This is a genomic window from Janthinobacterium darwini, from assembly GCF_051380905.1.
Taxonomy (GTDB): Bacteria; Pseudomonadota; Gammaproteobacteria; order Burkholderiales; family Burkholderiaceae_D; genus Janthinobacterium.
Genome location: NZ_JBNYXX010000003.1, coordinates 359,678 through 385,406, shown reverse-complemented (window position 1 = coordinate 385,406; position 25,729 = coordinate 359,678). Strand labels below are relative to the sequence as shown.

Genomic DNA, 25,729 nt, shown 5'->3' with positions numbered 1-25,729 from the left:
GCATGCGGGACTTTACAAAAGCGGGGGAACTACCTGGGGGTAGGCAGGCTGGCGCCGCACATGGCACGCCAATAGCAATTGGGGCTCCCGAAAGAGCCCCAATCATCTTACTCCGGCTGGGCCGGATCAACAGGATCGGCTGGTTCAGCCGCTGCCGGCGCAGCCGCGGCCTCCAGGCCCGCCTCCGTCGTCAGCTCGACTTCGTCGATATCCGTCTCGACCACGCGCTGCAGGCCGGACAGCTTGGTGCCGTCTTCCACGGCGATCAGGGTCACGCCCTGCGTCGCGCGGCCCATCTCGCGGATTTCCGACACGCGAGTGCGGATCAGGACGCCACCGGTGGTGATCAGCATGATTTCATCGCTGGTATCGACCAGGGTCGCGGCAACCACTTTACCGTTGCGCTCGCTGGTCTGGATGGCGATCATGCCCTTCGTGCCACGGCCATGGCGCGTGTACTCGGTGATCGGCGTACGCTTGCCGTAGCCGTTTTCCGTGGCCGTCAGCACCGACTGCTGCTCGTTCTCGGCCACCAGCAGGGCGATCACGTGCTGGCCCTCTTCCAGGTTCATGCCGCGCACGCCGCGCGCCGTGCGGCCCATCGGACGCACATCGTTTTCGTCGAAGCGCACTGCCTTGCCCGAATCGGAGAACAGCATCACGTCGTGCTGGCCATCGGTCAGCGCCGCGCCGATCAGGAAGTCGCCATCGTCCAGGTCGACCGCGATGATGCCGGCCTTGCGTGGGTTGCTGAAGTCCTTCAGTGGCGTTTTCTTGACGGTGCCCAGGCTGGTCGACATGAAGACGTAATGGTCTTCCGGGAACGTGCGGTTCTCGCCCGACAGCGGCAGGATCACGGTGATCTTTTCGTTGTCTTGCAGCGGGAACATGTTGACGATCGGCTTGCCGCGCGAATTGCGCGAGCCTTGCGGCACTTCCCACACCTTCAACCAGTACATGCGGCCACGATCCGAGAAGCACAGGATGTAGTCGTGCGTGTTGGCGATGAACAGCTGGTCGATCCAGTCTTCCTCTTTGGTCGCCATGGCCTGCTTGCCGCGTCCGCCGCGCTTCTGTGCGCGGTACTCGGAAATCGGCTGCGCCTTCATGTAACCGGTGTGCGACAGGGTCACGACCATGTCTTGCGGCGTAATCAGGTCTTCCGTTTCCAGGTCGGTGGCATTGAGCTCGATCTGCGAGCGGCGCACGTCCTTGTTTCCGGCGCCGTATTCGTTCTTCGCCGCCGTCATTTCATCGGTGATGATGACGGTGACGCGTTCCGGCTTGGCCAGGATGTCGAGCAAGTCGGCGATATGTTCCATCACATCCTTGTACTCGTTGACGATCTTGTCCTGCTCCAGGCCGGTCAGGCGCTGCAGGCGCATCTGCAAAATTTCCTGCGCCTGGTCGTCCGACAGCTTGTACAGGCCATCCGTCTGCATGCCGTAGTGCTTCGGCAGGTTTTCCGGACGGTAGGCATCGATGCCGCCCGGCGTCGTGCCGTCGCCCGTGCGGGCCAGCATTTCGCGCACGACGGATGAGTCCCAGGCCTTGGCCATCAGCTCGACCTTGGCGATCGGCGGCGTCGGCGCGGCCTTGATGATGGCGATGAAGTCATCGATATTGGCCAGCGCGACAGCCAGGCCTTCGAGTACGTGGCCCCGTTCGCGCGCCTTGCGCAGTTCGAACACGGTACGGCGCGTGACCACTTCGCGGCGGTGCGACAGGAAGCATTGCAACATCTGCTTGAGGTTCAGCAGCTTCGGCTGACCATCGACCAGGGCCACCATGTTCATGCCGAAGGTATCTTGCAACTGGGTCTGCTTGTACAGGTTGTTCAGCACCACTTCCGGCACTTCACCCCGTTTCAGCTCGATCACCACGCGCATACCCGACTTGTCGGATTCATCGCGGATGTCGGAAATGCCGTCGAGCTTCTTGTCGCGCACGTTCTCGGCGATGCGTTCCAGCAAGGATTTCTTGTTGACCTGGAATGGCAGCTCGTCGACGATGATGGCGATGCGGCCGCCATCCTTGCCGTATTCTTCGAAGTGGGTCTTGGCGCGCATCACCACGCGGCCGCGGCCGGTGCGATAGCCGTCGCGCACGCCCGACACGCCATAGATGATGCCGGCAGTAGGGAAATCGGGAGCGGGAATGAGCTCGATCAATTCATCGATCGTGCATTCCGGGTTGCGCAGCACGTGCAGCGCGCCATCGATGACTTCGGTAATATTGTGTGGCGGAATGTTCGTCGCCATGCCGACCGCGATACCGGACGAGCCATTGATCAGCAGGTTCGGGATCCGCGTCGGCAAGACCGTCGGTTCCTTTTCCTTGCCATCGTAGTTGGGCTGGAAGTCGACGGTATCCTTGTCGATATCGGCCAGCAGCTCACCGGCGATCTTGTCCAGGCGGCACTCGGTATAACGCATCGCCGCGGCGCCATCGCCGTCGACGGAACCGAAGTTGCCCTGGCCATCGACGAGCATGTAGCGCAGCGAAAAATCTTGCGCCATGCGCACCAGTGTGTCGTAGATCGAGGCATCGCCGTGGGGATGGTATTTACCCATGGTTTCGCCGACCACGCGGGCGCACTTGACGTAAGGGCGGTTCCACACGTTATTCATTTCATGCATCGCGAACAAGACGCGGCGGTGCACTGGCTTCAAGCCATCACGCGCATCGGGCAAGGCGCGACCGACGATCACGCTCATGGCGTAATCGAGGTAGCTCTTGCGCATCTCTTCTTCGAGGGAAATAGGAATTGTTTCTTTTGCGAATTGATCCATTGGCGGTTCGACTGATCTCAGGCTGTGGTTAACTTATCTGTTACGCAATGTATGACGCAATACTGCATATCCTAGGCGGCTGTCGTCGTGGACGCCGCACCGCGCGCTGCTGGCGCGGCCCGGCTTCCATGTCGCAGAGTGCCCGGGCAAATCGGCGGGCGGGCGGCGCGGCCGGTACCTGTACCGCAGGGGTACTTGCAGGCCATGCAGTGCCGCCGTGGGCATTTGCTCGACACTCTTAACAGTCAAGCGCACGATTTTAGCATGCGCGCCCAGCTACCTGTACAAATTGGCCATGCCGACAATATTGTCAGATTGCACCAGGGCCGTGCACGCCAGCCTGCCGATAATGCACACTGGCAATTTCAGTTCAAGACGGCTGCCCTTCAAAGTGGCAAAAAAAACGATCAATTGTTACAGATGCGTTACAAACGGGCATTTTCGTTGCGCAAAAACAACGCGCGGTCTAAAATCGGGCAAGCTTTGATTTAACCACGGCCGTGCGCCCCTGATGCGTGTGGCAAAATGACTGGGAAGTTAATTGCTAGTTTCGCAATCTGAAACGAGCGCATATGGTCTACATGATAAAATCTTGGCACGTAGCACCAGTAGCGCAGTGTTGTTCTGCGGATATCACCCCCCGAAAGGAAAAAAGAATGAATAAATTTGTAACGCTGTTTTTCGCTGCATCCGCAGTGATTGCTGGCTCGGCTTCGGCCCAAACCCCAACCTCCCCACCATTCGCGCCAGTTACCACTGACATCAAAGCACCAAGCCCAAAAAGCGCTTACGTGCAAGATGCCCGCGGCGTGATCGTGCGCGATCCATTCGGTCTGTGCTGGCGCACCGGCTACTGGACACCTGCTGACGCGGTGCCAGGTTGCGACGTGCCACTGTGCGTTGAGCCAGAAACCCTGCAAGACGGCAAATGCGTAGCTCCACCAGCGCCAGTCGTACCAGCACCTGCACCAGCACCTGTCGTTCCAGTACCAGTCGTCGTTGCTCCTACCTCGGAAAAAGTCAGCTTCGCTGCTGATGCATTCTTCGATTTCGACAAAGCTACGCTGAAGCCAGAAGGCAAAGCCAAGCTGGACGAGCTGTCCGCACAACTGGGTGGCATCAACCTGGAAGTCATCATCGCTGTGGGTCACACCGATTCCGTCGGCACCGATGCTTACAACCAAAAACTGTCGGTACGTCGTGCTGATGCTGTCAAAGCCTACCTGGTCACCAAAGGCGTTGAAAGCAACCGCGTGTACACCGAAGGCAAAGGCGAAAAACAACCTGTTGCTGATAACAAAACTGCCGAAGGCCGTGCGAAAAACCGTCGCGTGGAAATCGAAGTTGTTGGTACCCGCAACAAGTAATAGCTGATCCCCTGGACTTGCCGCAAGTCATCGCGCAAGTCAAGGACAGCATGAAAAACCCCGCCTTGGCGGGGTTTTTTTTCGTCCGTGGCTGCCCAATTGTAAAATTGCCGCTATCATTCGACCTATGAACGCCGACCCTCTTGAAATCCAAAAATTCAGTGAGCTGGCCCACCGCTGGTGGGACCCCACTTCCGAGTTTCGTCCCTTGCACGAAATTAACCCCCTGCGCCTGGAATGGATCAACGCGAAAGTGCCGCTGGCCGGCAAGCGCGTGATCGACATCGGCTGCGGAGGCGGCATCCTGGCCGAATCGATGGCCCGCAAGGGTGCCGACGTGACGGGCATCGACCTGTCCGACAAGGCCTTGAAAGTTGCCGACCTGCACAGCCTGGAATCGGGTGCCAAGGTGCGCTACAAGCTGATCGCCGCCGAAGCCATGGCCGAGGAAGAGCCGGGCCAGTACGACGTTGTGACCTGCATGGAAATGCTCGAGCACGTGCCGGACCCCGCCGCCATCGTCAAGGCCTGCGCCACCCTGGTCAAGCCGGGCGGCCACGTCTTCCTGTCGACCCTGAACCGCAACCCGAAAGCGTATCTGTTCGCCATCCTGGGCGCCGAATACATCCTGCGCCTGCTGCCGAAAGGCACGCACGATTATGACAAATTCATCACCCCGGCAGAACTGTCGCAATACACGCGCAGCGCTGGCCTGGATCTCAACAGCATGCGCGGCATGGGCTACAATCCGCTGACCAAGATTTACTCACTTAATAGCGATACCAGCGTCAATTATTTGGTGGCCTGCACCCGGTCGCTGTAACCATCACGCACAATACAAGGCGGCTGCGGCCGCCATTTTTCATTCTTACTTGACACACTTTGCCCGCCATGATTACAGACCAACTGCCAGCCCCGCGCGCCATCCTGTTCGACCTCGACGGCACCCTGGCCGACACCGCGCCCGACCTGGCAGCGGCCATCAATCTATTGCGCGCGCGCGCCGGCCTGGCGCCGACCCCGTATGACATCCTGCGCCCCACCGCCTCGGCCGGCGCGCGCGGCATGATAGGCGCGTCCTATGGCGTCCAGCCTGGCGAAAGCGGCTACGAAGCGCTGAAAGACGGCTTCCTGAACAATTACGAAGCAGCCCTGGCCGTGGAAAGCCGTTTATTCGACGGCATCCCTGCCCTGCTCGACGGCTTGCAAGCACTGGGCCTGGCCTGGGGCGTGGTCACCAACAAGGCCGCCCGCTTCACCGACCCGCTGGTGGGCCAGATCGGCCTGGGCGCCGCCGGCTGCGTGATCTCGGGCGACACCATGGCCCACCCGAAACCGCACCCCGCCCCCCTGCTGGAAGCGGCGCGCCGCCTGGACCTGGCGCCAGCAGATTGCTGGTACGTGGGCGACGACCTGCGCGACATCCAGGCCGGCCGCGCCGCCGGCATGCGCACGGTAGCCTGCGCCTGGGGCTACTGCGGCCCTGTCGAGCCGCAGCACTGGAACGCCGACCATTTGTTGGACACGCCGCAAGCCTTGCTGGAACTGGTCAGCGCGGTGGTAAAGGCGGCGCAGGCGCGGCAACTGGCGGCGTAAATCAGCCGCCGCTTGATCTGACGCGCCAACTCACGAATGCATCATGCAAGAGTGTGAACTTTGCGCTACAATGAAGGTTCTGTGGGGACGACCTGGTTTCGACGTGGGTTGCAAAGCAGCGCAGGGCATACCGAGGGCGGGCTACCTCGTAAATACAACCTGAAAAAACTTAACTGCAAACGATAACTCGTACGCACTGGCAGCTTAATCGCTGTTAGCTCTAGAACACCTCGTCCCTGGGGTGGGCCGTCAAAAGCTCTAGAGTCATTTACAGGGACTCGTCGTATGCTGGGTTACTTAGCGTCCGACTAAATAATAGGTAACTCGCTTGCCCATAACGTGCACATCCGTGCTGGCTGAGTTAAATTAAATGATAGTGCTAAGTATGTAGAACTGTCTGTAGAGTGCTTGCGGACGCGGGTTCGATTCCCGCCGTCTCCACCACTGAATAAATAAAAGGGCTTCCCCGTTTTGGCGGGGAGGCCCTTTTTATTTATTCCATGCATGCAGAGCGCGGGCATCGAATCCGCGTCCGGTACGGGCGCGGGGGTTTTGCGGGGGGACGAGCACTGCTCGTCCGATAGCCGCAAAACCGGGTTGCGCTTGCAAGCGCAACCCTCTCCGATTCGTCTGACTAGCTTTTTGCGCCGCAGGCTGTTTTTCCTCATGACAACCTCAGCCGCTCAGGCTGTGTACGAATGGCAGACCTGCCGCTCGCCAGGAAACAAGATGAGGTCCGTTCACGGCATGACTCTTGGCAACAGCTCCCCAACGGAATGATGCAATTTACAATATCATTGCATGTCGCGTTTCTGATTAAATCGAAAGAATATGATTAATATCCGTGAGGCTGAAATCACAGACCTGCGCGCTCTACAGGAAATCGGCTACCAGACCTACCGTGAGCATTTTTCGGATATTTGGTCCGCTTCCGGAATATCGGATTTCCTGGATCAAGATTTTTCTCCCAGCACGCTTGAAAACTCGCTCAATTCATTGAAGCAAGTCTGGCTTGTCGCTTCCGACGAAAGCGGAAAAGTCGTCGGTTTCGCCAAGGTCAACTTGTCAAAGCCGGCGCCTATCAGCGGCGAGGTGGGCCTGGAACTGCAGAAGATATACCTCCTCAAATCCGAGGCTGGGCGCGGTTATGGAAAGCAGCTCTTGAGCTATATTCACGATCTGGCGCTAGAGCGCAGGGAGAGCTTGATATGGTTAGATGTGCTCAAAACCAACTTAAGAGCTCGCCGTTTCTACGCGAAACAGGGTTTTCAAGAGCGCGGTGAAATCGCCTTCCAAACAGACAAAGTTGCAATTGGAATGGTAGTCATGGTCTGCCAACTGCCGATGACGTGACATATAAGCTCGCGTGCACTACGTACCGGTATGGGCATCAGAAAACAAGGCAGTGGTTCCAATGCCGGTTTATACGAATCGGCGCAGAGGCGCAATAAGAAGTATCCAGGCCAACGACAGGAGTAGCTCTGCGGCAATAGTGATTGCAGGTGCAGGGATCAGGCCATCCATTCGGATACGATCCCGACATTTCAGAATCATTGCTGCGATATTAATCGCTTAATCGCCCTCCGATACTTCTCCACCCGCTCAAGATCCTTCTGCGTCGGCGCCCCTATCCTCGACAAATCACTATTCTCAGCCAGATCAGCCAGCTTGACGGCCTTGCCGACCGGGTTCAAGGCCGCACGGGCAATGAAATCCTCATACGATTCGCCATCGATCCTGGTCACGGCACGCACGCCGTCGATGACTTCCTGGGAAAATCCTTCGCGTGCCAGGTCGTCGAAGCTGATTTTTCCTTCGCTGTCTTCCACTACATCATGCAGCACGGCGACAATCTGCTGGGCGCCGGGGGAAACGCGCAGCATGACGCGCAAGGGGTGCAGTATGTATGGCGCGCCGCCCTTGTCCGTCTGACCGGCATGGGTGGCGGCGGCAATTTCAATCGCGCGCTCCAGGGTGGCGCGTCTTGCGTGTTCACTCATGTTCACTCCTTGTTCACTCCACTTTGATTGATGTATCCGTTGCGCGCCAGCCGCGGCGTTGCAAATGGCAAACGCTGGTGCACAGCAAGGCTGGCAACAATAAATTGAGGACCGGTACGAACATCAGCAAGCACAACAGCAACCCCAGGGCAAAAATAGCCGGGCGCTGTTCGCGGCGCAACGCCGCTTGCTGTTCCGCGCCGAGTACCTCTTCAGCTGCCGCGCTGTAGATCATCTGGACATTCCAGGCAAGCAAGTACGAGATCAGCACGCACATGGCCCACAGGGGAATCAGCAGGGAAAGCAGCAGCAACAGGCGCCGCCGCCAGGCGGGGCGCGCGGCGGGTGCATCCAGGCCGGCCGGTGCTTGCCAGTTGGCATAGCGGCGCGCCGCCACGGTCTTGGCGCGCCCCAGCAACAAGCAGCGCAACGGCAAGCGTGCCGTACCGATGGCGCCGACGATAAAGACGATCACATAGAAAAAAGCAGCCAGCGCCAGCAGCGCCAGGGCGATCTGACCGATCGACAGCAGGGCCTTGGCGGCGCTGCCCAGGCTGCCGGCAATATTGCCCATCTGCGAGAGCGTGGCAGGCCCATTGGCCAGTGTCCCGACACCGTCCATCACGCCCAGGCCCAGCAAGCCGGTGACGGACACCAGTGCCAGCATGGCGCTCAGCTCGACAAAAAAACGGCCGAAGTAGCTATACACTCCCAGCCACAGCGCCACGACCGCCATGCACCACAGCGCGGAGCGCCACCACAGGCCAGCATGACGCGCGTCGCGCAGTCCCAGGCCAACGCACGTGAAGGCTTCCCGCCAGGCTAGTAGCCAGGCTTGCAATATTTGTGTCACGCTCAAGCGCATTCCGCAGTGAAGGGGCGGATACGTCGATCCGTATGTTGCCGATTGTACATGGACAAGGCTGGCACACGCGCCGCCGAGAGCAATGGTCAAACCCGCTACGCCGGCACCGCGATCAACACCTTCGTACCAGCTTGCTCTAGTTTGCGATACCGCAACTTCCGATGAAACGGAATGCGAAACAATGCCAGCGCCCCCACCGTTGGGCATAACGGAGTTGACCATGCTTGAAATTCAGCCCAGGGATAAACGCGGATTTTTCATATTGCCCCATCCCTCGCCTCAACCGCGTACACTGTCTGCTCTTCCATCATCGCATTGGTCCACCGTGAAACTATCGCGCTTTATAAGCGGCCATCTGGAGCCGATCCTGGAAGAGTGGGAACTCTTCGCCAGGTCGCTCCCCATTCCTGGAACCGCCATCTCGAAAGCGGAATTGCGCGATCATGCAAAGCAGATGCTGGAAACCATCGTGCGCGACATGGATGTCATCGAGAACGCGGCGCAGCGGAAAAAGAAATCGACCACGGGCGTATCGGAAATAACGGGCAAGGAAACGGCAGCCGCCACGCATGGTTCCCTGCGCCAGCAGATTGGCTTCACGCTGCCGCAGCTGACGGCGGAATTTCGCGCGATGCGGGCCAGCGTACTGCGTCTGTGGATGGCACAGGTGTCGGTGACGTCGAAAACGGCGACGCTGGACATCTTGCGCTTCAATGAAGCGATAGATCAGGCGCTGCAGGAATCGGCCATCCGCTACTCGCAGCAGAGCGACCGCACCCGCAACACCTTTCTCGCCATCCTCAGCCACGATCTGCGCAGTCCTCTGAGCACGATGACGATGGCCGGCGCGCTGCTGAGCAGGCCGAGCGCGAGCGCTTCTTCCACGGTGCAGATCGGCGCACGTGTTGCCCGCAGCGCGGCCGCCATGACAACCATGGTGAACGATCTGCTGGAATTTGCCAGGACACAACTGGGGGGGCGCATGCCCATTTCGCCCAGCTTGGGCGACCTGGGGGAAATCTGCAAAACGGCCGTCGAGGATGCCTCGGCCGCTCACCCGCAATGCAAATTCGACCTGAGCACCACGGGCGAGATGATCGGCGATTTCGATGCGCCCCGCCTGGCCCAGCTGTTTTCCAATTTGCTCAATAATGCTGCGCAATACCGCACCGACGACCAGCCGGTGACCATCACAGCCTGCGGCGATGCCGATACGGCCGTGGTGCAAGTGAAGAATTTCGGCCGCCAGATCCCGGAAGCGTCGCTGAAGAGCATTTTCGATCCCCTGGTACAGCTGGCCATTTCCGACGATCACAAGGCGCCAAATGCCACCAGTATCGGCTTGGGTCTGTTTATCGCGCGTGAAATCGCCAGCGCACACGGCGGCACCATCGGCGCCGAGTCGAGCCTGGAATGCGGCACGGTGTTTACCGTGCGGCTACCCAGGGTATCGCTGAACGAAGGAGCGAACGGCGGCTAGCCGCGCCCCCTCGGAAAAGACGACCGTCCCTGCCGGGGCAGGTTCGCCCTACCTGCGGCTCAAGGGCACATACTCGCCAGGCAAGCTGGCCGCTTCCAGCGCATCAGCAAAGGCCAGCAAGAACTTCGCCGGGCCATGATCCGATACTAGCAGGGAGGCGCCCTTGTGGCGCAGCAGCTTCAATACTTCCTGCTGGTGCGCCTGGTATTCCTCCGAATGGCCATAGAAGGTCTGATACATCTCCAGCGTTTCCATGGCTTTCGCGGCCAGGACGAATTCGGGTTTGTCCATCATATCTCCTCTTGATCAGCTCGGAAACACAGAAGACGCATTGATCCTCTGTGCGCACGGCCATCACCGTCCGCATGGCCGCACTTCCATCATACGCCTCTACTCATCTGTCACCAACAGCGTTTACCTAGGCCCGGTAAGGCTCACCAGACAGGATGCCCTGATACTGGCTGAGGGCGGTGCCGATCTTCATGCCCTCGGCGTCGATGTCGTAGAAGCGGATATCCTTGCTGTGGGCGCTGCCGCGCACCTTCACCACCGATACCACGCGCTTGAACTGGCCTTCGAGCTCGATGTAACGCTGCATGACGATGGCGTCGGCCAGGAAAGCGTTGCCGTAGGAACTGAAGCGCAGCATGGTGTACTGGTCTTCCAGCTCGGCCGTCATCAGCACGGACACGCCCATGTCCGTCAATGCCGCCACCAGGCGGTACAACGATTCGCGGAAATCCTCGCGGAACATGGAGGCCAGCGCCATTTCAAAGCCGGACAGCGAGTCGATCACCACGCGCTTGGCCTTCATGCGCGTGATCATGCTCAACAGGTCATGCAGGATTTCATCGAGCGACAGGTCGAGCGTGCGCGTGTTGATCACGCCGATCTGGCCGGAATCGACGAGGGTGTTCAATTGATGGCTGAGCAGCTGGTTCGGGCTTTTCTCGAAGGCGGCGATGACGCCAGGCTCGCCGCAGCGCACGCCTTCCGTGAGAAATTGCGTGGCCAGCACGGTCTTGCCGGAACCGGACGGCCCCACCAGCAGCAGCGAATAGCCGGCCGGCAAGCCGCCGCCCATCATCCGGTCGAGCTCCGGCACGCCCATCGACAGGCGTTCATTGCCGGAAATGCTGACCTTCCCCATGCCGCTTGTCTTCAGCACCGCGCGGGGAAAAATTTCCACCCCATCATCATTGATGCGGAAGGTATGCACGCCCAGGCTTTGCGCCTGTCCGCGCATCTTGACCACCTGGATCTTGCGCACCATGGCGTCGCGGTGCACGAGCTGCGACAGCCACAGGATGCCGTCGGCGACCGTAAACACGGCGCTGGACTCGGCCTCGGGCGCCAGGTATTCGCCGATCAGGAAGGTCGTGGCCAGCCAGCTGGTCATTTGCGCGCCCAGTTGCTGCACGAAATTCTGCAGGCCGGCTGGGCCCGCGTCCATGGCCTTGGCCGACTGCACCACGGAGCGGAACGAGTCGACGAAGACGAGGCTGGGCGAGAACGCCTCGACCTCTTCGGCGATGCGCGCCAGCACGCGGTCGAAATCGCCTTCCAGCAAGTCAGCCGACAGATTGACGAATTTGATCGACTGGTTGATCTTGTCCACATCGAAGAAGGGAAACTGCTGCTGATAGCGCAGCATCTTCAGCGGTGGCTCGCCCAGGACCGTGAAAAACAGCGCCTTGCGTTCCGGCGTGGCGAGGGAAAACATGATCTGGTGCGCCAGCGTCGTCTTGCCGCTGCCTGGCGTGCCCGCCACCAGATTGAAAGAAAACTCCGGTATTCCGCCGCCCAGCAGTTCGTCCAGTCCCGGCACGCCAGTTTCCAGGCGATGGATGGTGACTTTGTTCATTCGTTCGGCTCCGTTCCAGCATTATTCACAACGTCATCACCCCAGGCTTTGAGGAGGATGCTATTCGTTAAGAGTTCGCCAATTAATAAAATAAGGGTGTTAATGAAGTGCATCAACATCGCCGTGCTTGCCGCGCAGGCAGCGGTGTCCGCCTGTCCCTGCAGGCTGGCGCGCAAGGAGGTCATCGCAGCTTCCAATGCTTGCGGCGGATGGGGGGTCAACCAGCTGAACTGTTTCTCACTCTGGTGCAGACTGCGGGCATACATCGACTCCACGCCCCGCTCACCTATGATCTGATTCAATTCAGTGGCCAGTTGCTCCCAAAGGCGAATACTGACGTCTACCACCGCACCTGGGTCGCGTAACAGCGCGTGCTCTATCCTGCGCTGCCGCTGTTCATGGACTGTGGCCATAATCGGATCTTTTCTCTGCGGTTTTCGGTGCTTGGACCATATTAAAAAAAAGCATCAGGGCTCCTTCACCCATCAGCGCGGAGCCTTTGCCGTGATTATTTTCAACAAGGCGTCGATATTGATGGGTTTTACCAGGTAATGGTCAAACCCTGCCTCGCCGGCGCGGTCGTACTCGCCAAGCTGGCTGTAGCCGGATGCGGCGACAAAGCATGGCAGAGGCGGCACCAGGGCCGCGCGTGCCGCACTGATGACCTGGAAGCCATCCATGCCCGGCAAGCCGATATCGCACACGATCACATCATAGGTCGCATCGAGCGCGGCACGCAAGCCACTGGGGCCGTCATTGCGCACGTCGACATGGTGGCCGTCCTGCGTCAGCAGCAGCGCCAGCATTTCCGCCGCATCGGCATTATCTTCGATCAGCAGTACGCGGCGCGGCAATGCGCACGCCGCAGGTTCCGCCTGCATCCCCTGCGACAGCGGTGCCAGCGACGACAAGGGCAACTGCAAGACAAACTGGCTGCCAAAGCCGACCCCAGCGCTGAACACGTCCACGGTGCCGCCATGCAACTGGGTAATGATGCGCACCAGCGACAAACCGATGCCCAGGCCGCCCTGCGCCCGCTCCAGCGAGCGGAAGCCCTGGGTAAACAAATCGAAGATGAAGGGCTGGATATCGAGGGCGATGCCGGCGCCATCGTCGCTGACGGCAATTTCCACCAAATCATCTTGGCGCCTGACGACGATATCGATATGGCCAAACTCGTGCGTAAACTTGCTTGCATTGATGAGCAAGTTGGCAAACACCTGCGTCAGGCGCACCAGATCTCCTTCGATGACCAGTGCTTCCTTCGGCAAGCTCACGCTCAGCACTTGCTGGCGTAGACTGATGCTGGCCTGGCCAACTTCCACGGCACTGGCGATGATGTCGCTCAGCAGGATAGGCGCCAGTTGCAAGGTGATCTTACCGCTGCTGACGCGCGATGCATCGAGCAAGTCATCGATCAGGCGCGCCATGTGCGCCACCTGACGGCCGATCACGCCATGCACGTGCGCCAGCTGGGGATCGAGGTCGACCTTCTTGGCCAGCAAGTCATTGGCCATCGCCAGCGGCTGCAAGGGATTGCGCAACTCATGCGCCAGCATGGCCAGGAACTCCGTCTGGCGCACGGTCGTCGCTTCAGCGGAAGCTTGCATGTCCTGTGCACCAAACGTTGCCAGCACCAGGTTTTGATTGGCTTCGCGCAACTGCATGATCAACAGGCCGAAGGCGTCGGATTTATCCTTCTCCTGCACCTGCATCTTGGCCATGATCAACAATTGATTGATCGTTTCGCGCAGCAGCTTGACTTCACGACCGTGCAAGTCATGCAAATTTGGCTCGGCTGGCAACTGCTGGGCGGGCGCATCCTCAGGATCCGGCGAGAGTGCTGTGTGGTGCATGGTGACGGTGTCCGGCTTGTGGGGGCCGGCCTCAAGGACAACTCTTCGCTCCGCGGCGCTCACTCAGACATCGCCGCGCACGCCAGCTCTATTGCTGCATACGGTGTATTACTTGCTACCTGAGCACGATACTCTATTTTCCTTACGAAATGAAAGAATTAGATTACTTATCGTCAACAGTGCGCAGGGGTAGCACGTAATTGGCGAGCTGCCACCCCATGGCCAGGGCCGATTGCTCCGCCTCGTGCCGCGTGCTGCGATTTTCCAGATTGGCTTGCCGGACATCTTCAAAGCCGCACTTGCTCAGCACCAACTGTCCCTGCCAGCACCCCTCGGGCAGTTCGCAGGCGTAGGCCGAGATCAGGAACCCATTATGGGTGGTGGGATTCGCATAAGACATGATGCCTCCGTGGGATTGCCAGCGCCGCCGTGAACAAGAACCATGGCTCTTATTGAAGTATAGTCAGACTTAGTGTAACCGCAATGCGGCGCGAATCTCATTTAAATCAAATACATACGCATCAGGTCGCTTGAAGTGGGCCCGCAGGAACGCATTGACAGCATTTGGCATCCCATGCAAAAGTATGCCCCTCGATACCCTCTCCGTGCATTGCCGTATGGACCAATACCATTTCCTCGTCGGCGAATTCACCCAGGATAGTCCTTTCATTCCCGCTTCGGCCAGCGCGCAACTGTTTGCCTGGTTCGCGCAGACAGGCGAGCGCGTCGAACGCTACGGCAGCAGGCGCGGCAAGGTCGTCAAATTCTCGCAGAGAAATTACGAGAAGAATTGCGCGCGGCCACGCAAGCCCATGGCCGCTGCGAACAGCAGCATGGCCGGATCCACTGCTTCCTCTCGCACGCCGAACAGGCGGCCGCGCGCGCCGAACAGGCGGCCGCGCGCGCCGACCTGCTGGCGCACGCCATGCTGGGCTTTCACACCAACAATTGACACCCATGACGCCACATTTATCGCTGCATTGCTATCTGCAAGACCAGGCCGCCGAGCGCCCCCTGCCCTGTTCCGACGTGACCATCCACGCCGACCCGGCTACCCTGCGCTCCATTGCCCATTTTCTGCTGGCCAGCGCCGACGAGTTTGATCTGGCGCAAGAACGCGCCGGCATGCACGCGCACCTGCAGGACGCATGGGCTGGCTGGCAAGACGACTTCCCCGACCTGGTGGTGGTGGCGGCCTAGGGTGGCGGCATGGGGTGAGGCGTAGACTGGCGCCCCGACTGGCGCGCGTCGGGTAACATACGCCACCTTTGCCATACAGAGATCCTTGATGCACGATTCCCGAACCGCCCTGCCCTGGCTGCGCACCGCCGTGCTGGCCGCCGCGCTGGCCAACCTGTCCGCCTGCGCCAGCCCGCCCGCGCACGAGACGCTGTTTCTCACCACCACCTTCACGCCCGCGCATTCCTTTACCAAGGGCATAGAAGGGCCGGCCGTGGATGCGGAAGGCAATATCTACGCCGTCAACTTTGCGCGCCAGCAAACCATCGGAAAGGTCAGCCCCGGCGGCACTGGCGAGGTGTTCCTGACCCTGCCCGGCACCAGCATCGCCAACGGCATCCGCTTCGGCAGCCGTGGGCAGATGTATCTGGCCGACTACATGGAACACACGATATACCTGGTCGATCCGGGCACGCGCGCGCTCACCATCCACGCGCGCGAGCCGCGCATGACGCAGCCGAACGACATCGCCATCACGCAGGATGACGTGCTGTATGCGAGCGACCCGAACTGGAAGGAAAACACGGGGCGCGTGTGGCGCATCGCGCAGGACGGCACGGTGACCCTGGCGCTCGACACCATGGGCACGGCCAACGGCATCGAAGTGAGCCCTGACGGCAAGATGTTGTACGTGAACGAAAGCGTACAGCGCAATATCTGGATGTATGACATCGCCGCCGACGGCAGCCTGAGCGGCAAGCGCCTGCTGATCAAGTTTGACGATTTTGGCATGGATGGCATGCGCGTGGACGTTGATGGCAACCTGTACGTGACGCGCTACGGCAAGGGCACGGTGGTGAAACTGTCGCCGCAAGGGCGCATCTTGCGCGAGATCAGCGTGCCCGGCGCCAAGCCCAGCAACATCACCTTTGGCGGCCCCGATGGCCGCACGGCCTACGTGACGGAAGTGGTGCAGGGACGCCTGCTGCAATTCCGCGTCGACCGCCCGGGCCTGGAATGGCAGCGGGCGCAGGACCGGCGCAAGCCCGAATAGCATGTGGGGATGTCGGCTTACGCGCTTGCGCGCTAACCCGACCTACGCACTACCACGATGGCCCGGTAGGTCGGCATAGCCGGAACGGCGTAAGCCGACGACATGATGGGCCACGACCGGGTCAGCGCGGAATGATGCGCTGCGCCTTCAACTTCTCGAACAGATTGAAGAAGGCATCCGGCGTATCCTGGTAATCAAGAAAGCCCGCCTTGCGGCTCTTGCCCATGTCCGTCATCACTTCCATCGGCCGCCCGAGGTCGGCATCCGTATGCCACCAGGAAGCGAGGCGGCTGATGTCCGTTTCCACCAGATCATGCTGCTGCGCAATGGCACGCCATTGTGCAGGCGCATCCTGCATGCGGCCGGCCAGCGGCGCGATGGTCTCCGGCAAGTCCGCCGCTGCCACGCCGAAGTACGCTGCCAGGCGGGGCCACAGCCACTTCCAGCGGAACACGTCGCCATTGACGATATTGAAGTCCTCGTTGCGCGCGGCCGGGCTATCGGCAGCCCACGCCAGGTGGCGCGCGATCTGCCCCGCATCCGTCATGTCGGACAGGCCATGCCACTGTGCGGATGAACCGGGAAACACAAAAGGCTGGCCGCTGGCCTTGCACAGGTTCGCATACACAGCCAGGGTCAGGCCCATGTTCATGGCATTGCCCAGCGCGTAGCCGATGATGGTGTGCGGGCGGTGCACGCTCCACGTAAAGCCGTACTGGGCAGCGGCGGCGAACAAACGGTCTTCCTGCTCGTAATAGAAATTGTCGACGTCCTGGCGGCCCTGCTCTTCGCGGAACGGCGTGACGGGCACGCTCCCCTGTCCATACGCATCGAACGGTCCCAGGTAATGCTTGAGGCCCGTCACCAGCGCTACATGGCGCAAGTGGCCCTGCGGTCCCAGCGCGGCCAGCACATTGGCCACCATGGCGCCGTTGACGCGGATGTTTTCCTGCTCGTTGTCCTGGCGCGCCCAGGCCGTGAAGAAGACGTGGCTGGCATCCAGGCCCGCCAGCGCCGAGGCGACGGCGGCGCCGTCCGTCGCATCGAGCGGCAAGGCCGTGCAGCCGGCGGGGACTGGCGTGCGTCCCCGCGAGACGCCCGTCACCTGCCAGCCTTGCGCCAACAGATGGGTGGCCAGGTTGCTGCCGATGACGCCGCTGGCGCCGATAATGAGGGCGTGTTTTTGCATGAGAGAAAGCCTCCAAAAGAAAAAACCATCATATCCGCGACTGAACTTCTTATCCACGATACTATTTCACCTCATTCATGAATGAAATTCTCGAATCATGTTTTCATCGGAACATTTAAAGGGCCTCACGCCCTTCCTCGCCACGGCCGACGCGGGCAGTTTCACCAAGGCGGCCGAGCGCCTGCACCTGAGCAGTTCGGCCGTCAGCAAGAGCGTGGCGCGGCTGGAAGAACGGCTGGGCGTGCTGCTGTTCGAGCGCAGCACGCGCCGGCTCAAACTGAGCGATGCTGGGCGCGCCTACTACGCCACCTGCAAGCGCGTGCTGCAGGAACTGGCGGACGCGGAAGACGTCCTGGCTGAACACGCGACGGAACTGGCCGGCAAGGTGCGCATCGGCGTGCCCGCCTCATATGGCCGGCTGCGCGTGATGCCGGCCCTGCTGGAGCTGTGCGCGCAGTATCCGCGCTTGCAGCCGTCGATCGCCTTCAGCGACCGCTTCGTCGACCTGTTCGAGGAGCGCATCGATATCGCCGTGCGCATCGGCGCACCTGGCAACTGGCCGCAAACGCTGGGGCAGATGCCTTTGGGCGAAGAGCGCCTGATCTTTTGCGCGGCGCCCGCCTACCTGGAGCGACGCGGCACGCCGGTCACCATCGCCGATCTCGATGGCCACGACTGCATCGCCTATGGCCGGGGCGACGGCACGGCGGCGCCATGGCTGTTTGCCGGCGAGGACGGGGTGGAACGGCGCGCGGTCCGTCCACGCCTGACGGTGGGTGACGCCGAGGCGCAGACCGCCGCCGTGCTGGCTGGCCTGGGCATCGCGCAGCAGGCGACCTGGCTGGTGCAGGAACACCTGGCCAGTGGCGCCATCGTCGAAGTACTGCCTGCCTGCGCCACGCCAGGCTTGCCGCTCTCCCTGGCGTGGCCGCTGGCGCGCCAGCTCACTGCCAAGACCGGCACGCTGCTCAAGGAATTGAAGCAGCGCCTGACAATCAGCTGACGCTCAATATAGAACGTTCTTCGCTTCCGGCAGATCGACATTGGCCTTGGTGACGATCACCACGCCCGTGTTGACGAAAGGCGCGACCTTCTTTCCCTCGATCAGGCTGACGAGGGTCTTCACGCCCAGCGCGCCCATCGAGTAGGAACCCTGCACGGCGGTCGCGTACAGAGTGCCGTCCTTGACGAAGTTTTTCAGGTCTTCATTGCCGTCGAAGCCCACGGCGATCACCTTGCCAGCCTTGCCCGCCTGCGCAATGGCACGACCCATGCCCACGGCTGTCGGCTCATTGGCGCCGAAGATGCCCTTCAAGTCTGGGTTCGAGGCTAGCACGTCGGTCGTCTGGTTCAGCGCCGTGGCCATCTGCGACTGCGAGTAATACGTGCCGACGATCTGCAGCTGCGAGTTCTTTTCGATATAGCGCTTGAAGCCGCCCACCCTGCCCGTCTCGGAACCGGCGCCCGCCACATATGACATCACGGCGATCTTGCCCGTCTTGCCGACCTGGGAAATGAGGGCCTTGGCGCTTTGCTCGCCGGCCGCTTCATTGTCCGTCGACAGGAAAGACTGGTAGTAGCGCTTGCCGCTGTCGGCCACCAGCGAATCGATCAGCACAACGGGAATCTTCGCTTCCCACGCCTTCTTCAAGGCCGGCACCAGCGCGTCCGGGTCCGACGCGGCCAGCACGATGCCGGCCACTTTGCGCGTGACGGCGTTTTCCACCATGCTGACCTGGTCGGCGATGGCCGATTCCGAGGCGGGTCCCTGGAAGGTCAGGCTGTAGCCCTTGGCATCGGCGGCGCTGGCCGTGGCGCCCTTCTTGACGTTTTGCCAGTAGTTGGAATTGGTCGTCTTGACAATCACGGCGATCTCGCCCGGGGCGGAGAAGGCAGCGCTGGAGCTCAGGGCAAAGGCTGCGGTCAACAGACCGAGCGACACAGCTTTGATGGTTTTCATTGTCGTCCTCATTTAATTATAGATTTAGTAGATTGACTTCACGGCGTACTGCTTGCTGCTTCAGGCGCGGTTGCGCTTCTGATCGATCCAGACGGTCAGCAGGATGACCAGTCCGATAATGATTTGCTGGATAAAGCTCGACACTCCGTTCATATTCAGGCCGTTGCGCAGGATGCCGATGACGAAGGAACCGATGACAGTGCCGGAAATGGTGCCTATGCCGCCGATCAGCGAGGCGCCGCCGATTACGGCGCTGGCGATCGCATCGAGTTCGTACATCACGCCCTCGTTCGGCTGCGCCGTCACCAGGCGCGACATCAGCACGCAGCCCGTCAGGCCAGACAAGGCGCCGGACAATGTGTATACCAGCAGGGTGACGCGGCCCACCTTCACGCCCGACAGGCGCGCAGCTTCCGCATTCGAACCAACGGCATAGATATGCCGGCCAAAGGTGGTGCGGCTGAGCATGATGGAGACGGCCACGGCGATCACCACCATCAGCACCACCGGATACGGAATGCCAGGGAAGACGACTTCGGGGAAGGTGCCGCCCGTGTCGCGCTCGATGCGCCACAGCACGCCGTTACCGAGTTCGCCGAACGAATCGCCCAGGCCGGAAATGGCGCGCGCGCCCGTCACCTGCAACGCCAGGCCGCGCGCGATCAGCATCATGCCAAGTGTGGCGATGAAGGGCGGCAGTTTCAATTGCGTGATGCAAAAACCGTTGACAGCGCCGCACATGGCGCCCACCAAGATGCCACCCAGCATCGCGACTGGCACGGGCACGCCACTCTTGACCAGGAGCGCGGCGGCCACACCAGCCAGCGCCAGCACGGAACCGGAACTGAGGTCGATGCCGCCCGTGATGATGACGCAGGTGGCGGCAATGCCCAAGTAAGCGATCGACGTGACTTGCAAGGCCACACTCATGCCATTGCTGACGGAGAAAAAGGCGTTGCTGGTCAGGGAAAACACCAGCAGCAACAGCGACAGGCTGCCCAGCGCGGCGAATTTTTGTATCAGTTCTTTATTCATTTTTTTTTAGCTTTCTGTTTCTAATGGACTGCCACCTGGCCAAGGGTGGGACAGACTACGCGCCCCGACGCCAGCTGCATGATCTCTTCCTGCGACGATTCGCGTGTATTGACGATGCCGCTGATACGCCCTTCATGGAACACGGCCACCCGGTCGGTCATGCCCATGATCTCGGGCAGCTCGGACGTGATGAGCACCACGCCGATGCCTTCCGAAGCGAGCTTGTCGAGCAGCTGGTAGATGGCGAACTTGGCACCCACATCGATGCCGCGCGTGGGTTCATCGAAGAAGATGATTTTCGATTCGCGGTACAACCATTTGCTGATGACGATCTTTTGCTGGTTGCCGCCGGACAGGTTGCGCGCGATCTGTTTCGAGGTCGGCGTCTTGATGCCAAGCGCTGCGATGTACTGCTGCGCCACCGCCTCTTCCCTGGCGAAATCGATGAAGCCGAAACGGTTAGCCAGCCCCGCTACATTGGTCAAGGTCAGGTTGGCCGCCACCGACATGCGGATCGCCAGGCCGTGGCTCTTGCGGTCTTCCGACAGATAGGCAATGCCGTGTCCGATGGCGTCAATGGGGCTGGTGATCGTCACCGCCATGTCACCCAAGTGGATCGCGCCGCTACTGAGGGGATCGGCGCCGAAGATGGCGCGCGCCACTTCCGTGCGCCCCGCCCCCATCAGGCCGGAGAAGCCGAGTATCTCGCCGCGCCGCAAATCAAAGCTCAGCGGGCCGAAGACATCCTTGCGGTGCAAATCCTTCACGCTCAGCAGTACTTCATCAGTCGGCTTTGATACGCGGTCGGGAAATTTTTCATCCAGGGTACGGCCCACCATCTTTGCGACGATGGCATCCAGGGTGGTGGCGGCAAAATCGTCGGTGCTGACGAATTTGCCGTCGCGCAGCACCGTCACCCGGTCGATGATGTGCTGCATCTCCTCCAGGCGGTGCGAGATGTAGACCACGCTCACGCCGTTGCGTTTGAGTTCATTGATGATATCGAATAGCTGGCCCGTCTCGCTTTCCGTCAGCGAGGACGTGGGTTCGTCCATGATCAGCACTTCCGTATTGAGCGATAGCGCCTTGGCGATTTCCACCATCTGTTGCTGCGCACAGGACAGGTTCTTGACCAGTTGGCGAGGGTCGATGCGCAGTTTCAAACGGTCCAGCAGCGCCTGCGCGTCGGCATGCATTTTTTTGCGGTCGATAAAGAGGCCGCGCACCGGTTCGCGCGCTAGGAAAATATTCTCCGCCACGCTCAGGTGCGGGATCAGGTTCAATTCCTGGTGGATGATGGCGATGCCGGCCGCTTCCGCGTCCACGCTGCAGGCAAAACTGCACACCTTGCCCTTGTAGACCAGTTCTCCCTCGTCGGCCTGGTACACGCCGCTCATCACCTTCATCAGGGTGGACTTGCCAGCGCCGTTTTCGCCGCACAGCGCATGCGCCTCGCCCTTGCGCAGGCTGAAACTGACGTTGTCCAGCGCCAGCACGCCGGGAAAGCGCTTGCTGACCTTGTTCAACGACAGTATCTCTTCGGATTGCTTCATGGTGTGTCTCCTCCACTCCACTGCTATAGGCTGGCGCACCGATGTCTAGGCATCTTGGCGGCGCGCCTGTCTGTCACTTTGTTAACTGTCGATCAGTTCCGGATTCCAGGCATGCACGGTCTGACGCTGTTCACCCAGGCCTTCGATCCCCAGGCGCATGGTGTCGCCCGGCTTCAGATACACGGCCGACGGTTTCTGCCCCATGCCCACCCCTGGCGGGGTGCCGGTGCTGATGATGTCACCCGGGTACAAGGTCATGAAACGGCTGATGTAGCTGACCAGGTTGGCTACGCCGAAAACCATGGTTTTAGTATTACCGTCCTGAACGCGCTTGCCGTTGACTTCCAGCCACAGTCCCAGGTTTTGCGGGTCCGCTACTTCGTCGGCCGTCACCAGCCATGGTCCGATCGGGCCGAAGGTGTCACAACCCTTGCCCTTGTCCCACTGGCCGCCGCGTTCCAGCTGGTATTCGCGTTCGGACAGGTCATTGACGACGCAGTAGCCGGCCACGTGCGACAGCGCATCGTCTACACTCACATAGCGCGCGGTGGTGCCGATCACCACGCCCAGCTCCACTTCCCAGTCGCTTTTCTTCGAGTCCTGCGGCATCACCACCGCGTCGTTGGCGCCGATGATGGCGCTGGAGGCCTTCATGAACAACACCGGTTCCGACGGCACTGCCATCCCCGACTCGGCCGCATGATCGGCATAGTTCAGGCCTACGCACAAAAACTTGCCCACGCCCTTCCATGGCGGCGCGATGCGCCCCGGATAGTCCACCACCGGCAGGCTGCCGATATCGAGGGCCGCCAGGCTCGCCAGGCTATCCTTGCTCAGGGTCGCGCCCGTGATGTCCGGCAGTACGCCGGACAAATCGCGCACGGCGCCGTTGGCATCGATCAATGCAGGTTTTTCAGCGCCCTTGGCGCCATAACGCATCAGTTTCATGTGCTTCTCTCGTTGTAGTAATCAGTTGGACCAGCCGCCATCGATGACGTGCACCATGCCGGTGGTAAAAGCGGATTCGTCGGAGGCCAGATAGACAGCCAGGGCGGCAATTTCCGTAGCGCGGCCCACTCTGCCCATCGGCTGGCGCGCCACGAAGGCGGCCTGCACCTCAGCTATGCTCACGCCTGTCGCTGCCGCCTGGGCGGCAATGCGCTCCTTCAGCGAGGGCGACTCGATGGTGCCTGGACAGATCGCATTGCAGCGGATGCCGTGCGTGACGAAATCGGCCGCCACCGATTTTGTCATGCCCACCACGGCCGCCTTCGAGGTGCCGTAGATAAAGCGGTTCGGCGCCCCCTTCACGCTCGATGCCACGGACGACATATTGACGATGGAGCCGGCACCCCTGGCCAGCATGCCCGGCAGGACGGCGCGTATCAGCCGGTACATGGAGCGGGCGTTGATGTCGAAGGAACGATCCCAGGCAGCGTCGTCGCACTCGAGGATCGTACCGCCGTCAACGAAGCCGGCGCAGTTGAACAGGATATCGACGGGGCCGATCTCGTCGGCCAGCGCGGTGATCGCCGCGCCATCGGTCACGTCGAGCAGGCGGATGGCGCAGCCCGTCGCTTCCTTCAGCGCATCGAGCTGGGCCTGATTAATATCGGTGGCGATCACGGTAGCGCCTTCACGCACGAACGCTTCGGCCGTGGCGCGGCCGATGCCCTGGCCGGCGGCGGTGAGCAGGGCGATTTTGCCTTGTAGTCTGGCGGTCATGCTGTCTCCTTGTTTTTTAGGTCTAAGCCATGTGAAATACGTGTTCCATCATCGCCCAATGCTCGCCCTCGGCGCGTGAGGCAAGGGGCAGCTGGCATGGGGCGCAAAAGGTCCACCAGCGCTGCGTTTCCGGGTCGGCGGCGATGGCCGCCATGTCGGCGTCAAAATCCTCGCCGTGGTATTCCCAGTAGCCAAACAGCAGATTTTCCGGCTGGCGCAGGAAGATCGAATAATTGCTGACATGCGCTGCCGACAGTCTGGCCAGCACCTGCGGCCAGACGGCGGCATGCAAGGTTTTGTATTCAGCGATGCGGTCCGGCGCGATGCCGATGACCATGCCCATTCTTTTCATGGCGTTTCCTGGTTGATGCCGTAAAAGCGCAGTGCGTTGAGTCCAAAAATACCGTTTCTATCCTCTTGTCCCAGATGTGCCAGCAGCGCTACACTGGCGGCCAGCCACGCCGCATATCCGCCGGCCAAGTCCACCACTGGCCAGTCGCTGCCCCATATCACGCGCCGGGGGCCGAATACGTCCAGAACGTGCTGCACATACGGCTGCAAATCGTTCGCGCGCCAGCCAGGCCGGGCCTCCGTCACCAGCCCGGACAGCTTGCAGTGCACATTCGGCAGCGCGGCCAGTTCCGCCATGTCTTCGCGCCATGTGCCGAAGGCGGCATCGGCTATCGGCGGCTTGGCCGCATGGTCGATCACCATGGGAAGCAGCGGATAGTTGCGGGCACAACGCAGCAGCGCGGGCAAGTGGCGCGGCAGCACCAGCGCGTCCAGCCGCAGGCCTTGCGCCACCATGGCGGTCAAAGCTGGCGCCAGTGCAGGATCGGCGATCCACTGATCGTCATCCAGGTCCTGCAGCATGGGGCGCAAACCTTTCAGCTTGCCGTGCGACGCCAGGCGCGCAATCGCTACGGGTGCATCAGGCGCCATCAAGTCGGTCCAGCCCACCACGGCGCGGATAAAGCTGTCCTGTCCGGCCAGCGCCAGCATCCAGTACGTATCGTCTTCCGAAGGCAGCGATTGCACCAACACGGTTCCAGCTATGCCATGCTCGGCCAGCAGCGGCGCCAGGTCTTCCAGGGAAAAATCGCGGTGAATGGCGGCCAGCGATGGCGGCGGCCAGCTGCCGGCACGCGCGGCAAGCTGCCAGAAGTGCTGGTGGGCGTCGATGCGCATCATGCGGCCACTCCCGTAGGCAGCGGCGCGCGCGCATCAATCAGGTCCGCTTCCCGCAGCGCCAGCCACAGAGCGTCGGGCAGCGGTGTGGCGAACCAGTCCAGGTTTTGCCGTAGCTGCGCCAGGTCCTGGCCGCCCGGGATGCAGGACGCGACGGCCGGATGGGCCAGCGGAAACTGCAAGGCGGCAGCCTGCAAGGGCACGCCAAATTCGCGGCAAACGGCGTCCAGTCGCGCCACGCGCTCGAGTATCGCGCTCGGCGCATCGGCGTAATTGAATTTGCCGTTACCGGCCAGCACGCCGGAATTAAATGGACCACCCACCACGATGGCGTTGCCGCGTTCCACGCAGGCGGCCAGCAGCGGTGACAGCGAGGCCTGTTCCAGCAAGGTGTAGCGGCCGGCCAGCAGGGTGCAATCGAGGTCGAACTCCGCCATCGCCCGTAGCACGACGTCGCATTCGTTGACGCCCAGGCCCACGGCTTTCACCTGGCCGCTGGCGCGCAGCTGCTCCAGCGCGCGAAAGCCGCCACCGGCCGTCAGTTGGCGCCAGTATTGCTGATCGCGCTCGCCATGCGTAACCTTGCCGATATCGTGCACGAACAGGATGTCAATGCGCTCAAGCCCCAATCTCTGCAGGCTATCGTCGTGCGAACGCAGGACGCCGTCATATGTGTAGTCGTAATGGGGGCGGAACGGCAGCGGCGCGGCAAAGCCGTCGTCTCCGGGGCGCACGGAGGCGTCGGGCCGCATCAGCCGCCCTGCCTTGGTACTGATCACGAATTCATTGCGGGGCCGCTCGCGCAGCGCCGCGCCCAGCCGGTGTTCGGACTGGGTATAGCCATAGAACGGCGCCGTGTCGAAGAAGCGCACGCCGGCGTCCCAGGCGCCATCAAGCGTGGCGCGCGCCTGCGCGTCGCAGACGGGCTGGTACAGGCCGCCCAGCGGCGCGCAGCCCATGCCAATGCAGGGCAGCGACAAGCCGCCGCGCGGCAGGGTACGGCGTCGCGTGGTATCCATGACATCC

The 25,729-nt window shown here is 61.1% G+C and carries 27 protein-coding genes and 1 other RNA gene; 10 read left to right on the top strand and 18 right to left on the bottom strand.

The window, feature by feature from the left end; genetic code table 11:
- Positions 1-107: 107 nt before the first annotated feature.
- Positions 108-2,792, bottom strand: a complete 2,685-nt coding sequence (gene gyrA / locus ACQ4WZ_RS20215) for a DNA gyrase subunit A (RefSeq protein ID WP_101484240.1) — start codon at positions 2,790-2,792, stop codon at positions 108-110.
- Between the two features lie 264 nt (positions 2,793-3,056).
- Here gyrA and ACQ4WZ_RS20210 point away from each other — a divergent pair, with 264 nt between their 5' ends.
- The 6 genes from ACQ4WZ_RS20210 to ACQ4WZ_RS20185 all read left to right on the top strand — a co-directional run bounded on the left by ACQ4WZ_RS20210 (position 3,057) and on the right by ACQ4WZ_RS20185 (position 7,108).
- On the top strand, positions 3,057-3,284 hold the full coding sequence (locus ACQ4WZ_RS20210) for a hypothetical protein (RefSeq protein ID WP_436574351.1): 228 nt from the start codon (positions 3,057-3,059) through the stop codon (positions 3,282-3,284).
- Positions 3,285-3,448: 164 nt separating this feature from the next.
- Entirely contained in the window at positions 3,449-4,159 is a 711-nt protein-coding gene (gene ompA, locus ACQ4WZ_RS20205) for an outer membrane protein OmpA (RefSeq protein ID WP_035825645.1), read from the top strand.
- A gap of 127 nt (positions 4,160-4,286) precedes the next feature.
- On the top strand, positions 4,287-4,982 hold the full coding sequence (gene ubiG / locus ACQ4WZ_RS20200) for a bifunctional 2-polyprenyl-6-hydroxyphenol methylase/3-demethylubiquinol 3-O-methyltransferase UbiG (protein ID WP_133993805.1): 696 nt from the start codon (positions 4,287-4,289) through the stop codon (positions 4,980-4,982).
- A 68-nt stretch (positions 4,983-5,050) separates the two neighbouring features.
- A complete protein-coding gene (locus ACQ4WZ_RS20195) occupies positions 5,051-5,755 on the top strand; it encodes an HAD family hydrolase (protein ID WP_436574350.1) in 705 nt (234 codons plus the stop codon).
- Between the two features lie 83 nt (positions 5,756-5,838).
- Positions 5,839-6,199, top strand: a transfer-messenger RNA (tmRNA) gene (gene ssrA / locus ACQ4WZ_RS20190).
- Between the two features lie 387 nt (positions 6,200-6,586).
- Positions 6,587-7,108 (top strand): GNAT family N-acetyltransferase, encoded by a 522-nt coding sequence (locus ACQ4WZ_RS20185; protein ID WP_436574349.1) that lies wholly within the window; start codon positions 6,587-6,589, stop codon positions 7,106-7,108.
- 197 nt (positions 7,109-7,305) lie between these two features.
- On the opposite strand, the gene ACQ4WZ_RS20180 is transcribed toward ACQ4WZ_RS20185, so the two are convergent.
- A complete protein-coding gene (locus tag ACQ4WZ_RS20180; protein ID WP_436574348.1) occupies positions 7,306-7,755 on the bottom strand; it encodes a GTP pyrophosphokinase in 450 nt (149 codons plus the stop codon).
- Between the two features lie 13 nt (positions 7,756-7,768).
- Entirely contained in the window at positions 7,769-8,608 is an 840-nt protein-coding gene (locus tag ACQ4WZ_RS20175; protein WP_436574347.1) for a hypothetical protein, read from the bottom strand.
- 337 nt (positions 8,609-8,945) lie between these two features.
- Here ACQ4WZ_RS20175 and ACQ4WZ_RS20170 point away from each other — a divergent pair, with 337 nt between their 5' ends.
- Positions 8,946-10,100: a sensor histidine kinase gene (locus ACQ4WZ_RS20170; protein WP_436574346.1), complete on the top strand. Its 1,155-nt coding sequence runs from the start codon at positions 8,946-8,948 to the stop codon at positions 10,098-10,100.
- Positions 10,101-10,148: 48 nt separating this feature from the next.
- Here ACQ4WZ_RS20170 and ACQ4WZ_RS20165 read toward each other — a convergent pair whose 3' ends face one another.
- The 6 genes from ACQ4WZ_RS20165 to ACQ4WZ_RS20140 all read right to left on the bottom strand — a co-directional run bounded on the left by ACQ4WZ_RS20165 (position 10,149) and on the right by ACQ4WZ_RS20140 (position 14,775).
- Positions 10,149-10,394, bottom strand: coding sequence for a hypothetical protein (locus ACQ4WZ_RS20165; protein WP_436574345.1), 246 nt, complete (start codon positions 10,392-10,394; stop codon positions 10,149-10,151).
- Positions 10,395-10,518: 124 nt separating this feature from the next.
- Positions 10,519-11,964, bottom strand: a complete 1,446-nt coding sequence (locus ACQ4WZ_RS20160) for an ATPase domain-containing protein (RefSeq protein ID WP_436574344.1) — start codon at positions 11,962-11,964, stop codon at positions 10,519-10,521.
- Entirely contained in the window at positions 11,961-12,377 is a 417-nt protein-coding gene (locus ACQ4WZ_RS20155; RefSeq protein WP_101484232.1) for a hypothetical protein, read from the bottom strand. Before ACQ4WZ_RS20155 ends, ACQ4WZ_RS20160 begins: the two co-directional genes overlap by 4 nt.
- Positions 12,378-12,449: 72 nt before the next feature.
- Positions 12,450-13,820 carry a hybrid sensor histidine kinase/response regulator gene (locus ACQ4WZ_RS20150; protein ID WP_436574343.1) on the bottom strand — a complete coding sequence of 457 codons (1,371 nt, stop codon included), beginning with the start codon at positions 13,818-13,820 and terminating at the stop codon, positions 12,450-12,452.
- A 163-nt stretch (positions 13,821-13,983) separates the two neighbouring features.
- Positions 13,984-14,220: a hypothetical protein gene (locus ACQ4WZ_RS20145; protein ID WP_101484231.1), complete on the bottom strand. Its 237-nt coding sequence runs from the start codon at positions 14,218-14,220 to the stop codon at positions 13,984-13,986.
- Between the two features lie 378 nt (positions 14,221-14,598).
- Positions 14,599-14,775, bottom strand: a complete 177-nt coding sequence (locus ACQ4WZ_RS20140; RefSeq protein WP_436574342.1) for a hypothetical protein — start codon at positions 14,773-14,775, stop codon at positions 14,599-14,601.
- A 2-nt stretch (positions 14,776-14,777) separates the two neighbouring features.
- On the opposite strand from ACQ4WZ_RS20140, the gene ACQ4WZ_RS20135 reads away from it, so the two are divergent.
- Together ACQ4WZ_RS20135 and ACQ4WZ_RS20130 are read left to right on the top strand one after the other, a co-directional pair.
- Positions 14,778-15,020 (top strand): Imm32 family immunity protein, encoded by a 243-nt coding sequence (locus ACQ4WZ_RS20135; protein ID WP_436574341.1) that lies wholly within the window; start codon positions 14,778-14,780, stop codon positions 15,018-15,020.
- An 88-nt stretch (positions 15,021-15,108) separates the two neighbouring features.
- Positions 15,109-16,053 (top strand): SMP-30/gluconolactonase/LRE family protein, encoded by a 945-nt coding sequence (locus ACQ4WZ_RS20130; protein WP_436574340.1) that lies wholly within the window; start codon positions 15,109-15,111, stop codon positions 16,051-16,053.
- Positions 16,054-16,174: 121 nt separating this feature from the next.
- Here ACQ4WZ_RS20130 and ACQ4WZ_RS20125 read toward each other — a convergent pair whose 3' ends face one another.
- Complete coding sequence (locus ACQ4WZ_RS20125) at positions 16,175-17,242, bottom strand: SDR family oxidoreductase (protein WP_436574339.1); 1,068 nt, start codon at positions 17,240-17,242, stop codon at positions 16,175-16,177.
- Between the two features lie 97 nt (positions 17,243-17,339).
- Between ACQ4WZ_RS20125 and ACQ4WZ_RS20120 the strand changes: the two genes are divergently transcribed.
- A complete protein-coding gene (locus ACQ4WZ_RS20120) occupies positions 17,340-18,245 on the top strand; it encodes a LysR family transcriptional regulator (protein ID WP_101484228.1) in 906 nt (301 codons plus the stop codon).
- Positions 18,246-18,248: 3 nt separating this feature from the next.
- On the opposite strand, the gene ACQ4WZ_RS20115 is transcribed toward ACQ4WZ_RS20120, so the two are convergent.
- From ACQ4WZ_RS20115 to ACQ4WZ_RS20080, 8 genes are all read right to left on the bottom strand, one after another.
- Entirely contained in the window at positions 18,249-19,202 is a 954-nt protein-coding gene (locus ACQ4WZ_RS20115; protein ID WP_101484227.1) for an ABC transporter substrate-binding protein, read from the bottom strand.
- A 60-nt stretch (positions 19,203-19,262) separates the two neighbouring features.
- The gene (locus ACQ4WZ_RS20110; RefSeq protein WP_101484226.1) at positions 19,263-20,237 is read right to left on the bottom strand and encodes an ABC transporter permease; all 975 of its coding nucleotides are present in this window, start codon (positions 20,235-20,237) and stop codon (positions 19,263-19,265) included.
- A gap of 20 nt (positions 20,238-20,257) precedes the next feature.
- A complete protein-coding gene (locus ACQ4WZ_RS20105; protein WP_436574338.1) occupies positions 20,258-21,790 on the bottom strand; it encodes a sugar ABC transporter ATP-binding protein in 1,533 nt (510 codons plus the stop codon).
- An 81-nt stretch (positions 21,791-21,871) separates the two neighbouring features.
- A complete protein-coding gene (locus tag ACQ4WZ_RS20100) occupies positions 21,872-22,738 on the bottom strand; it encodes a fumarylacetoacetate hydrolase family protein (protein WP_436574337.1) in 867 nt (288 codons plus the stop codon).
- A 21-nt stretch (positions 22,739-22,759) separates the two neighbouring features.
- Positions 22,760-23,515, bottom strand: a complete 756-nt coding sequence (locus tag ACQ4WZ_RS20095; RefSeq protein WP_133993825.1) for an SDR family oxidoreductase — start codon at positions 23,513-23,515, stop codon at positions 22,760-22,762.
- 22 nt (positions 23,516-23,537) lie between these two features.
- Positions 23,538-23,867: an L-rhamnose mutarotase gene (locus tag ACQ4WZ_RS20090; protein WP_101484222.1), complete on the bottom strand. Its 330-nt coding sequence runs from the start codon at positions 23,865-23,867 to the stop codon at positions 23,538-23,540.
- Entirely contained in the window at positions 23,864-24,706 is an 843-nt protein-coding gene (locus ACQ4WZ_RS20085) for an amidohydrolase family protein (RefSeq protein WP_436574336.1), read from the bottom strand. Before ACQ4WZ_RS20085 ends, ACQ4WZ_RS20090 begins: the two co-directional genes overlap by 4 nt.
- The gene (locus ACQ4WZ_RS20080) at positions 24,703-25,722 is read right to left on the bottom strand and encodes an aldo/keto reductase (protein WP_436574335.1); all 1,020 of its coding nucleotides are present in this window, start codon (positions 25,720-25,722) and stop codon (positions 24,703-24,705) included. Before ACQ4WZ_RS20080 ends, ACQ4WZ_RS20085 begins: the two co-directional genes overlap by 4 nt.
- Positions 25,723-25,729 lie beyond the last annotated feature (7 nt).